The following is a 12,090-nucleotide window of genomic DNA, read 5'->3' on the forward strand; positions in this document are numbered from 1 at the left end:
ACCCTGACCCCGCCCCGCGTGAACCCGTGAACCCGTCGGATCTAGAAGCGGCGGTGCAGGACTTCGCGAAGGCGTTTGAGGGGGATGTGATTGATTTGTTTTAGGGAGATGGGGCCGATCGCACTGCCGGCGGGAGATAGTGGCCATTGTGGTAATGCCAGCCGGTTAACTCGTGGAGATATTCCGGGATCGAGAGGCGGCGGAGGGAGGCATTGTGATCTAGGTTGTAGGGGTTGATGCCAAAGCGGCGACAGAGTTCGATCTCGCTGAGGGAGGGGGGAACGGTGGCACTGTGGGGATCATCATGGGTGGGGTAACTGTCCACGTCGATCCAACGGGCATCGTTGTGGCGTTTGAGGGTTTCGACGTGGATTTCTACCACGTCCATTTTTTCTTCGATGCGGGCAAGGCGGTGATGGGTGGCGATCGCCTGCTCTTGCCAGGGCATCATTTTGTGATCAATCACGGCATCCACCCGCGCATTCACCACCTCCGCCGCGCCTTGGGGCGACTTCACCGCTGCGAGATAGCCTTGAATGAAGGCGAGTAATGTCCCAGAAACCGTTTCTCCCTGGGCTTCAACGCGGGTCTTGAACTCTTGCCACGCAGCATAGGGGATCATAAACGTCGCTACGACGGGATCTTCAGGGTGACGCTGTCTTGCCTTTTTCGGTGTCACAGGAACTCAAAAAAAATGACCAGTTTAGTGGGGTATGCCCGACATCTTCCCGCCATAGTAACCATAAACTGGACTAAGCCGGATCAGAATCAACGCCAGATAGCCGGATTGAAAGGGAGGGCGGCGGTGCGATCGCCTAGCTCGCTGCCCTGATGAGGGGGATTATGCAGGCCAGGTCAATCGTTGCACGGTTATGTATCAGCAGTAGCCTCATTCCCAAGCTCAAGCGCCCCAAACCCGGTGCTGAACATGCGTATATTTAGGAATATGGGGGGCGAAAAAGTATCTAATTTTACAGTTTTCAGCCTTGGAATCCGTAAGGCTACGGGTGTGATGCCCCGCTTAAGCCCTCAATTTATCCAATGGGGCTGGGGAGTTGATTGACAAAGTTGAGACGAATAAAGATAAATTAATTCAAACTACCTCTACATACCTACCCCCATGAACGTGGATAAATTGGACACAGCTCGACGCATAGAAAATATTGAACTGATTCGGGATATCCTGTTCGGGCCGCAGTTGAAGGAGTATAGTAATCGACTTCAGAACCTAGAAAATGCCCATAAAGCGTTGCGTAGTGAGACGGCCAGTACCATTAAGGACGTGCGGGAAGACCTCAATAAGCGCACGGATGAGATCAAGCAAATTTTGAAAGAGTTTCAGATTGCGGTGCGGACGATTCGGGATGATTTGAAATCATCGCGATCGGATGATGAAACCGAAAAGAATGAAATGCGTGAACAGCTTGATCGGTTTGGGAAGCGGTTGGCGAGCAATATTTCCAATCTCGATGAGACGATCGATAAGCAAGTTAGCTCACTCCGGGATGATTTGCTGTCGAGTCACCGCAAGCAACAGGCGGATCTGATTGCGGTGCGGGCTGAGTTGTTTGAGGAGTTAGAGAAGCGCATCACGACGCTGTCATCGGCGAAGGTGACGCGGGAAGATATGGCCGAATCATTCTTTGAGTTGGCGTTGAAGCTGAAGGGAACAGAACTACCACCGACATCACTACCGGAGTCGAAACCGGCGGCGAGTCAACGCTATATGATGCCGGAACCCAGCCCAGTCAAAGAGACAGAGGCGAGCGAAGAGTAACGGCGATCGCACCGCTCCCATCGTTGTGGGTGCGATCGCTGAATCGCGGTTTTTGGTCATTGATGGATTCCTAAACAGTTAAAATCAGGCGTTATCGTAGGGTGGGTTGGGCGGCTAAAATCTAGGCTATAACTACAATTTAGCAATCCGTCGTAACCCATCCTTTAAGCTGTGTCGTAACACCACAAGCATCCTCATTCTTTGCTTTGCTGCTGTACTCGGATGGGAGAAAAATTAGCTGCGATCGCGCAACACCTTCAACCCAAAGGAATATTTGCTCAAAAAGTCGCGCACCGTTTCCAAAACAGTTTGGAAGAGGCTGGGATTGAGGGTTTGCTCCAGTTGGCGATAGGTTTCGAGTTCAGGAATGTTGAGATCGGCGGCGATCGCGATCGCTTGCTGGCAGTGGGTGCGGGCGACGGTGATATCGCCCACCTGCTGGTGAAGTTGCGCCAGGTTGTGGAAAATGGCGGCTTCGAGGTGGCGTGCTCCGATAGCCTGGGCAATGGTGAGGGATTCGCTGAGGCTGTTGCGGGCTTCGGCGTAGTCTTCGAGGGCGAGATAACTTTCGCCCAGATGACAGAGAATGCGGGCAATTTCAGCGCGATCGCCCAATTCTTGCGCAATGGGTAGACTTTGGCGCAGATGCTTCACCGCTTGGGTATAGTTCCCCATCAAACAGTAGGTTACGCCCAGATTCCCCAACGCCGCCCCGACTCCCGCTTGATCACCATTGGCACGGGTGAGATTCCAGGATTGTTGATAGAGGGACATGGCGCGATCGTGGTCGCCGATCGCATTGTAGGCACTGCCGAGGTGACCCAGCCAGCGACTTTCTTCGATCGCATTTTGGTGTTGGCGGGTGATTCGGAGCGCCTTTTGGAGGAGGGAAATGGCTTTGGGATATTGCCCCAGGGCAAAGTAGGCCGCCCCTAAATTGCCAATCGCTTTACTTTTCCCGATCGAATCACTGAGATGTTCTGACATCACTAAGTATTCTTCAAAGTAACCGATGGCGGTGGTGTAGTGACTCAAGGCCAGATTAATACTGCCGAGTTGGGCGATCGCATTACCATATTGTGCCTGATTTCCGGATGCTTCGCTGAGGGTTTTCAGTTCTTCAAATGTGGTGATCGCATTGTAATATTCTCCTAAATAACTATAGGCATTGCCCACATACAACAGTGCCTGAGCCACCTGTTTTTGGTTCGGTTCCACTTGCCGCTGTTCGAGGGGTAAAAAACGCTGGAGATAGTCCAACGCATGGGTATCATCCCCCAATTCACCATAGGCACACCCTAAATCAAACAGGGCTTGGCGCAGGGCATCGGGTGGGGCATCGCTGCCAATTAAGGTTAAATATTCCTGGAGAATCGTAATCGCTTGGGGGTGATTTCCTTGATGGGCATGGGTATCACCGAGATAAAACAAAGCCGCTTCCAGGGTTTTCGTATTATTGGAATTGGGGGCTTGAATCAGATTTAAATATTGCTGAAGATAGCGAATGGTTTCATCATCATCTGCGAGTAAATAGGAAATTTTACCGAGGACAAATAACGTCGTTTCAATATCTTGGGGATCATCAATGGAATCGGCCAGATTGAGATAAATTTGCAGATAGTCGCGGGCGGGTGGGAGGTCTTCGAGGGCATAGTACGCCGTGCCCAACTGTAAACAGAGCAGGGCCAAGGTGGCATCATCGGCTTCTGTCCATTGGCGATGATCGTGGTATTTCTGGAGGTATTCGACGGTTTTGCGGTAGTCTTGCAGTTCGTAGGCGGCGATGCCGAGTTGGAGAAAGGCTTGCTGCTGTTCGAGGGGGTCGGGATTGGGCGATCGCAACAAATACTGCTCCAAATACACCAGAGCCGACGCAAAATTACCCTGCTTAAACAGGGCCGTACCCAGGGCAAAATTAACCGTCCCATCGAGGGGGGGCGCTTGGTGTTTTGAGACCCAGCGTTGGGCCTGTTCGAGGGGGGCGATCGCTTCGGAATAGTGCTGCTGATCATAATAGGCCAACCCCAGATGCACCCAGGATTCTGGCCCGGTCATCTCCGGCTCCGTGGCGAAATATCGCTCCAACATGGCGATCGCTTCTGGTGCTTGCCGCTGATGATAATAGGCATTCCCCAAGAGTTGATACACCTCCGCTGGGGGTTCAATTTCCTGGGGTGCGATCGCCTCTAGATACGCCTGCAAATAGGTCACCGTTGGCCCATAGTTTTGGAGCGCCGCTTGACTTTTGCCCAAATGCAGCAGCGTCGTGGCGAGGGCGGGGGCGTTTTCCTGCTGCCGCACGATGGGTAAATAGGCGTGGAGGTATTGGCTGGCAATGTCGTAATGCTTCAGGTGATAGTGGGCATTGCCCAAATTCGCCAAGGTGGCCCCATCTCCCGGTGTTACCTCTGACCCTTTCACTAGGTCTAAGCATTGTTCGAGGTAGGCGATCGTTTGGGGGTAGTCTTGGCGGGCGTAATGGGCATTCCCTAGGTAAAGATAGGTGCTACCCAGAGAACCGTTCTGGCCATTGGGGTTAGCTTCGATCTGATCAAGGTATTGTTCGAGGTAGTGAACCGTTTGGTCGTAGTCTTGCAAGGCGTAGTAACTCGCGCCGAGGCCGTAGAGGCAGAGGGTGCGCAGCGGGGGGGCGGCGTGGTCAACCAGGGCAGCGTAGAGGGCGATCGCTTCCGAAAAATAGCCCCATTCTCGCAATTGCACATGGAGCGGGGTCTGATGTTCGACGGGCACAAGGAGTAATTCTCCCGCCTCATCCCACGCCTTTAATTCCCGAAAATGTTCAAACGCTTCTAAATAATTCCGCACTCGCTCCAGCCCTGAATCACTGGCCGGGGTTGCATAGAGTTGCAAATAGTAAAATGCCCAGCGAATATGGGAAATTTCACTCAGGCTATAGTCCCCAAAAAGGTCGCGGAGGCTGGGGGGCGTGGGTTCGGCTTCAATCTCTGCCTGTAACCCACTCCAATGCTGCACACAGGCAATGAAACGGGCGAGACGGGATACAGAGGATGGATCGCTGGGGGGTTCCTTTGGTTCCGGTTCGCCTGCTAAATAAAATTGGCCGGAGTCGGAGCGATACCGAGTCCGGAGGGCATCGGTTACCGATAATTCACGCAGTTTGATGTCTGGATCGAGTTCAGCCACGCTCTACCTCAGGGGGATGGGGTGGGGTTGTCTTGAGGATAATTTTACGCAGTAAGGGCGGGATGCGATAGTGGGGCACGGTATTCACGGTGATGCTTTCGAGCCAAAAGCGATCGCGCAACATCGCCATTGTGCTGGCCTGGACTTCCGGCTCCACTTCCCCGATCAGGAATCGCCACCCCTGTTCACTGGCAAACTGCCGATTGGTCGCCCCCATACAGAGGAGTTCGTAGGCGAGGGGCATCTGTTGGGCCAGGCGTTGACTGGCCCGCTCTAGGAGGGTCAGCACCCAATCACTGAGGCTGCGGGTGGGGGTGGGGGTCGCAGCCTGGTCGGGGTTCGTGGCGGCAATTTCGTATTCATAGCCGTAGTCTTGCCAATAGGCCCGGATGTTGCCGCTGTAGGGTCGGCTGCGAATTTCCCCAGCGATGATCTTGAGGGCGAGGGGATGGCCGTGATAGGTGCTGTGGATGGTGCGCAGACAATCGCGATCGCTAGCCGTCGCCAAGGGTACGCCCCACTGTTGAAATAAGGTGGCGATCGTTGGGAGATCGAGGCCATCGAGGTCTAATTGCTGGCAGCGGGGGGAGGGCAACAGGGGCGGCGTTTCGACGGTGAGAATCAGGCGCGATCGCATCTCTTCCCCCGTCACCACTTGCGTCAAAAGTTCCTGCACCGCACTACTGGGCACAGCGTTAAACCCATCCAACCACAGCAAACAGGGATGCGATTGCAACTTCGCCCCAATCGCCTCCACCAACGCCGATACCCCACCCGCCTGCTGCGCCCGATGGGTGAGGGCTTCCCCCAACACCTGCCGCCCGATCGCCACCAACTCCAACGCCGCCTGACTGACATTCACCGCCAACACCAGCGGATAGGCTTCCCGCAAGGCCGGATCAGCGATCAACCCTTGGGCGAGGGTGGTTTTACCGATCCCCGCCATGCCTGCGATCGCCACCACCCAGGTATCTCCCTGAAGTTGCTGCTTCAGTTGGTCTAACACCGCCGCCCGCCCAAACCCCAAAGGCAGCGGCTCCGGTTGCACCTCTGTCTCTTCCCTCAATTCCGTGCGCACCGTCTCAAGATCATCCCGCTGCACCCGGAGATCAAAGGCTTGGAACAGGGTCTTGATTGTTTTGAGGTCACACCCCTGCTGACGATAGAGAATATTAATTGTTGTTTCGACTGGTAACTGAGCCGTTTGGGCAATTTGACGCGAATTGACCCGTAAATTTTGCGCTTGGTAATGGGATTGAATGGCTTGGGACAACCGTTCAGACCCGGCATCAGTCAGCAAACTTCGTCGTTTCACACGGGGAGTTGGGGCCATTGTTGAAGGGTATCAATCACGGGGCAGCAGTGCATTATTCTAGCGATCTGCGCCACACCTTGCGCAAGGCCACCTTCGACTACTTTAAAGCGATCGCACCTCACTTTTCGGAATGATTCCAGAAATTCCGCCACTTTCTGCCTCAATTTAGCCCACAGCAGGAATCATCAAACCCTGGGCAGCGTTAAACGGGTGGGGCAGCAAGGCGCGAATCCGGAGACTTAACGAGCGGCGATCGAGGGGCTTCTGCATCACATCACTGCCCCCCACTTTACGACTCAGCGCCCGATATTTTTGACCCTGTTCCACCGTTGTAAAAATAACGGGAATGGGAGCCGTTTTGTGATTTTCCTTTAAACGGCGACAGACTTCTACCCCAGCAACGTCGGGTAAATACAAATCCATTAAAATCACATCGGGTTGATGATCGTTCACGAGATCTAAAACCTCTTGCCCGCAGGCCGCTTCAATGGTGCGAAACCCCTCAAACGCCAGCAAATCCGTTGCTAAACGCCGTAATAAGCAGTGATCATCTACCACAAGAACAACCGGAGCAGCAGGGAAGGATGGGGTGTTTGGCATGATGTCAGTCGAGGAAGTCTGCCCTAGTATCACTAATTTTTGGAGGCGATTACCTCTGTTTTTTTACGGAGTGGGGGCCCGCACAAATCCGGAAATACTCCGCCAGAAAAACCGTATTTCTACGGTGAAGGAATAATCGAACAGGACTTACGCAGGGACACACACAAACAAGGGGCTTAAGCCCCTTGCCTCAACGAAAAACTGAGAGATTAGCCAGAAATTTGTGTAAGTCCTGTCGAAGCAGGGGGCGCAAACCAACGGCGTTTCCACTGGCTACTGGGTTCTAAGGGGCTGTGGGCTTGTTCCTGTTGACGGTGGGCGAGGATGGTGGCGGCGGGGGTGGTTCCGGTGCGATCGCGGTAGGGCACAGCGGCGCGGGTGGCGAGGTGTTCCTGTTCGCGGGGTGTTAACGGGGGTAAATTCGTCCCGTCCCAGCGGGCGATCGTGCCGGGAGCCTTGCGCCCCACACTGGCAGAAGAGGCGATCTGTAATCCGGCTTGTTGGAGGGCGGCCCGCACCGCCGCCGCACAGGAATAGGTGGCCAGAATTCCCGTCGGGGCCAGGCATTGGGCGACCTGGGTGAGAAACTCCACCGTCCACAGTTGCGGGCATTTGGGGGGTGAAAAGGGGTCGAGAAAGATGGCATCGGCCTGATAGTGCGATCGCACCACGGTTTGAACAGTTTGGCGGGCATCCCCAAGGTGGAATTGGGCGGTGAATTGGGGGGTAGTGACGCGGTGGGCGGTGCTGAGGGTGGCGAGGTGGGCCACGATCGCCGCCGGATAGTGAGCGAGGGCATGATGCGCGATCGCCGCCTGAGCGGGCCGCGCCTCCACATCCAACGCCACCAACTCCACAACACAGGCCGGATTCACCGCCCAAATCGCCGCCAAGGCCGCCGCGCTGTTATACCCCAAGCCATAACAAATATCGAGGAGCCTGATCCGGTCTTGGGTTGGCGCTAACCGGCGTAACTCACAGGGCACAACAAATTTCCCCTCGGCCTCCTGGGCTGCCCCAAATTCAGAATGAAACAACTCATCAAATTCCGCTGAAAAAAACGTTGCAGAACCATCACAAGTCCATTGAGGCGAAAACGGATCGGTCATGGTGAGCAAAGTTGAGGGTCTGGGGCTAATCATACAAGGTCGGAGCAGAGGCGTGAGCACAATACAAAAATGGGTACAATGCACAGTGATCATCGTCTTTTACTACATTATTAGGTGAGCATATGACTGTCCCATTTTCTCAGAAACTGATCGTCTTTGGTGCGCTTGTTTCATTTGGTTTCGGATTAAGCTCATGCCAACCTGCCTCTGACTCTACGGCCTCTGACTCTACGGCTAGTGATAGCTTGCCCCCTGAAGAAGTGACCATTCGTTCCGGCCATACGAGCTGGATTGAGGAAAGCTTTCAAGCTCAGGTGGTCAACCTTGGTCTAGAACAGCTGGGTTATCAGCTTGATGCAGCCAAAGAGCTAGAGTATCCCGTCCTTTATCTTTCCGTTGCCAACAACGATATAGATTATAGTGTGTCTTCTTACATGCCTGAGCAGGTAGGTTTTTTTGAAAATGCTGGGGGTGAAGATAAAATTAGCATTTTAGGGGGGCTCATTCCACTAGGAATCCAAGGCTATCTAATTGATAAAAAAACAGCCGATGAATATGGCATCACTAATATCGAACAGTTTCAAGATCCAGAAATTGCTCAGTTATTTGATTTTGATGGCGATGGCAAAGCTAATTTAACCGGCTGTAATCCCGGTTGGGCTTGTGAAGCAACCACGAACCATTTTATTGAAGTCTATGGGCTTCAAGATACCGTCGAACATGATCAGGGAACTTATACGGCTCTGTTAGCGGATGCAATTACTCGTTACGAAGCAGGAGAACCGATTTTTTACTATGCGTATAACCCCCATTGGATTGGGGCTGTTTTAAAGCCCGGTGATGATGTGGTTCGGCTAGAAGTTCCTTTTACCTCTTTACCAGGGACTATGAGCGATCTGACCGAAGCAGATACGACGTTTGACGGCAAAAATTTGGGATTCGCAGGTAACCAGCAGAAAATCATCGCCAACCCAGATTTTTTGGCACAGAACCCCATCGCCAAACGCTGGTTTGAGTTGGTACAAATTCCCATAGAAGATATGAATGCAGTCAGTTTGCGCATTGAAGAAGGGGAAAATACGACGGAAGATGTCCGCCAGTTAGCTGAAGAATGGGTGAGTGACAACCAAGAGCAGTTTGATCAGTGGATTGCAGAAGCGCAATCAGCAGGCGAATGAACCGTCAGCACTAGACTCTTTTGTGACACTAGACTCTTTTGTGATTTAATATCAAGTTCGGTTCATGGTGTTAAAAAGCGGGCAAGATGCCCGCTCTCTTCCAATTTCTTCAAGTAAGCGTTTAGAACCCAATCCTTCAGCCAAGTTAGATCTCAAAAATGACAAAAGATGGGTACAATACACAGTGATTATCGTCTTTTACTACATTATTAGGTGAGCGTATGGCTGTCCCATTTTCTCAGAAACTGATCGTCTTTGGTGCGCTTGTTTCATTTGGTTTCGGATTAAGCTCATGCCAACCGGCCTCTGACTCTACGGCCTCTGACTCTACGGCTAGTGATAGCTTGCCCCCTGAAGAAGTGACCATTCGTGCCGGCCATAGTAACTGGATTGAGGAAAGCTTTCAAACTCAGGTGGTTAATCTTGGTCTAGAGCAGCTGGGTTATCAGCTTGATTCAGTCAAAGAGCTAGAGTATCCCGCCCTTTATCTTTCCGTAGCCAGCGACGATGTCGATTACAGTGTGGCCTATTACCAGCCTGGGCATGAAGAATCTTTTGAAAATGCTGGGGGCGAAGCTAAAATTAGCGGTTTAGGGATCGTCATGCCACCAGGAATCCAAGGCTATCTAATTGATAAAAAAACAGCCGACGAATATGGCATCACTAATATCGAACAGTTTCAAGATCCCGAAGTCGCTCAGTTATTTGACTTTGATGGCGATGGCAAAGCTAATTTAACCGGCTGTAATCCCGGTTGGGGTTGTGAAGCAATCACGAACCATTTTATTGAAGTCTATGGGCTTCAAGATACCGTCGAACATGATCAGGGAGCATATGCAACTCTGTTAGCCGATGCAATTACTCGTTACGAAGCAGGAGAACCGATTTTTTACTATGCATATAATCCCCATTGGGTCGGGGCTATTTTAAAACCCGGTGAGGATGTGGTTTGGTTGGAAGTTCCGTTTACGTCTTTGCCAGAGGATATGGGCGATCTGACGGAAGAAGATACGACGTTTGACGGTAAAAATTTGGGATTGCCAGGCAGCCAGCAACGAATCATGGCCAACCCCGCTTTTTTAGCACAGAACCCCATCGCCAAACGCTGGCTTGAGTTGGTACAAATTCCCATTGAAGACATGAATGAAGTCAGTTTGCGAATTAATGAAGGGGAGGATACGCCGGAAGATATCCGCCAGTTAGCCGAACAATGGGTGAGTGACAATCAAGAGCAGTTCGATCAGTGGATTGCCGAAGCGCAGTCGGCAGGCGAATAAAGGGATTGTTGGGGTGAGCTTCCCTTGTAGAGTAGAAAAGGAGAGTAATCGACAACAAGGACGAAGCGCGTGAGATTGATCATTTTGGGCGGGCCCGGATCGGGCAAAGGGACACAGTTGGGGGTGATTCAGTCGGAATTGGATGTGGTGGGGATTTCGGTGGGGGAAATCTTGCGGCGGGCGATCGCTGACAACAGTTTTCTAGGGGCCAAAGTGAAACCCTGTGTTGCCCAGGGTGAACTCGTCGATGATGACTTGATGGTGCAGGTGATTCGGCTGCGTTTCCTCGCCCACAATATGGATCAAGGCTGGATTCTCGAAGGCTATCCCCGCACCACCGTCCAGGCCGAAGAACTGGATTTCATGCTCGATGATTTTAATCAATCGGTTGATTATGCGCTCTATCTTGATGTGCCCGAAGCGGTGATGTTGGAGCGGTCTTTAGCGCGATCGCGCCCCGACGATACCCCCGACATCCTCCACCGCCGGATTAAACGATTTCACGAGCAAATTCCCCCCATCCTCGAATACTACGGCTCACGGGGGAAACTGCTCCACCTTGATGCCAGCCGCGACCCCAAGACGATCAGCGCTGAAATCTTGCAAAACCTTAAACCCTGAGCCAAACCGCCAAAACAGCCCCTAAGCTAGAGGCAACCCCCTCTCTTGGTGTATCCCCATGGCTTGGCAACGCCCCGATCAACGCGCCGTTAACGAACTCCGCCCCGTTTCTTTCGATCTCAACTTCACCCGCTTTGCTGCCGGATCGGTGCGTGTTCACTGCGGTCAGACCCAAGTGCTCTGTACTGCCAGTATTACCCCCGGCGTACCGAAATTCCTCGAAACCAGTAACCAAGGTTGGCTCACGGCGGAATATCGGATGCTCCCCAGTGCCACCCCCCAACGCCACCCCCGCGAACTCGTTAAACTCGGTGGCCGTACCCAAGAAATTCAACGCTTGATTGGTCGCAGTTTACGGGCGGCTTTGGATTTAGAGGCCCTCGGTCAACGGACGATCACCGTGGATGCAGATGTGCTGCAAGCCGATGCCGGGACGCGCACCGCTGCGATTACGGGGGGCTATGTGGCGATCGCGCTGGCCATGCAAGGCTTGATCGAGCGGGGCGAGTTGGCGGTGTCGCCGATTCGGTATCCGGTGGCGGCGGTGTCGGTGGGGTTGATTGAGGATCAAGCCTTGTTAGATTTGAACTATGCCGAAGATGTGGCGGCGGATCTGGATTGTAATGTGGTGATGACGGGCAATTTAGACCTGATTGAAATTCAGGGCACGGCGGAATCTGGGAGTTTCAGCCGCGATCAACTCAATCGCATTCTTGACCTCGCCCAAGATGGGATTCAAGCTCTCTTAGTGGCTCAACAAAATGCCCTGAAAGGCGGCTAATCGCGTCCTGGTACGACAAAATGCTGATTAATGAGGACAAGGGGATGTAGGAACAAGGGGCTTAAGCCCCTTGCCTGTCCTAACGATATCGACCCCTGCGATAACGTCCTGATCTGAACACGATGGACTTTGACATACTCCCCCACTAAACCCTACGGGCTATAGTGGGAGATTCTGAACAGCCAGTTACCTGACCATTTATCCACTCAAACAACGAGAGTTGCAGAGGGTTGCTAGGCTCAACGACTAACGCCATTGATTTATCCT

The 12,090-nt window shown here is 52.8% G+C and carries 10 protein-coding genes; 5 read left to right on the top strand and 5 right to left on the bottom strand.

Annotated features, from left to right (window positions below; genetic code table 11):
* Positions 1 to 100: 100 nt before the first annotated feature.
* Entirely contained in the window at positions 101 to 679 is a 579-nt protein-coding gene (locus PN477_RS10430; RefSeq protein ID WP_272120057.1) for a hypothetical protein, read from the bottom strand.
* Positions 680 to 1,120: 441 nt separating this feature from the next.
* Between PN477_RS10430 and PN477_RS10435 the strand changes: the two genes are divergently transcribed.
* On the top strand, positions 1,121 to 1,777 hold the full coding sequence (locus PN477_RS10435; RefSeq protein ID WP_272147263.1) for a hypothetical protein: 657 nt from the start codon (positions 1,121 to 1,123) through the stop codon (positions 1,775 to 1,777).
* Positions 1,778 to 2,011: 234 nt separating this feature from the next.
* On the opposite strand, the gene PN477_RS10440 is transcribed toward PN477_RS10435, so the two are convergent.
* From PN477_RS10440 to PN477_RS10455, 4 genes are all read right to left on the bottom strand, one after another.
* Positions 2,012 to 4,942 (bottom strand): tetratricopeptide repeat protein, encoded by a 2,931-nt coding sequence (locus PN477_RS10440; RefSeq protein WP_272120059.1) that lies wholly within the window; start codon positions 4,940 to 4,942, stop codon positions 2,012 to 2,014.
* Entirely contained in the window at positions 4,935 to 6,257 is a 1,323-nt protein-coding gene (locus PN477_RS10445; protein ID WP_272120060.1) for an NB-ARC domain-containing protein, read from the bottom strand. Before PN477_RS10445 ends, PN477_RS10440 begins: the two co-directional genes overlap by 8 nt.
* 165 nt (positions 6,258 to 6,422) lie before the next feature.
* Positions 6,423 to 6,857: a response regulator gene (locus PN477_RS10450; RefSeq protein WP_272120061.1), complete on the bottom strand. Its 435-nt coding sequence runs from the start codon at positions 6,855 to 6,857 to the stop codon at positions 6,423 to 6,425.
* Positions 6,858 to 7,066: 209 nt separating this feature from the next.
* Positions 7,067 to 7,966, bottom strand: a complete 900-nt coding sequence (locus tag PN477_RS10455) for a tRNA (5-methylaminomethyl-2-thiouridine)(34)-methyltransferase MnmD (protein ID WP_272120062.1) — start codon at positions 7,964 to 7,966, stop codon at positions 7,067 to 7,069.
* A gap of 122 nt (positions 7,967 to 8,088) precedes the next feature.
* Here PN477_RS10455 and proX (PN477_RS10460) point away from each other — a divergent pair, with 122 nt between their 5' ends.
* The 4 genes from proX (PN477_RS10460) to rph all read left to right on the top strand — a co-directional run bounded on the left by proX (PN477_RS10460) (position 8,089) and on the right by rph (position 11,823).
* Positions 8,089 to 9,144: a glycine betaine/L-proline ABC transporter substrate-binding protein ProX gene (proX, locus tag PN477_RS10460; RefSeq protein ID WP_272120063.1), complete on the top strand. Its 1,056-nt coding sequence runs from the start codon at positions 8,089 to 8,091 to the stop codon at positions 9,142 to 9,144.
* Positions 9,145 to 9,365: 221 nt separating this feature from the next.
* Positions 9,366 to 10,421, top strand: coding sequence for a glycine betaine/L-proline ABC transporter substrate-binding protein ProX (gene proX, locus PN477_RS10465; RefSeq protein WP_272120064.1), 1,056 nt, complete (start codon positions 9,366 to 9,368; stop codon positions 10,419 to 10,421).
* Between the two features lie 69 nt (positions 10,422 to 10,490).
* Positions 10,491 to 11,042 (top strand): adenylate kinase family protein, encoded by a 552-nt coding sequence (locus PN477_RS10470; protein WP_272120065.1) that lies wholly within the window; start codon positions 10,491 to 10,493, stop codon positions 11,040 to 11,042.
* Between the two features lie 58 nt (positions 11,043 to 11,100).
* Positions 11,101 to 11,823: a ribonuclease PH gene (gene rph / locus PN477_RS10475; protein WP_272120066.1), complete on the top strand. Its 723-nt coding sequence runs from the start codon at positions 11,101 to 11,103 to the stop codon at positions 11,821 to 11,823.
* Positions 11,824 to 12,090: the final 267 nt, after the last annotated feature.

Origin of the sequence: Spirulina subsalsa CS-330 (assembly GCF_028330765.1) — a bacterium.
Classification (GTDB): domain Bacteria; phylum Cyanobacteriota; class Cyanobacteriia; order Cyanobacteriales; family Spirulinaceae; genus Spirulina; species Spirulina subsalsa_A.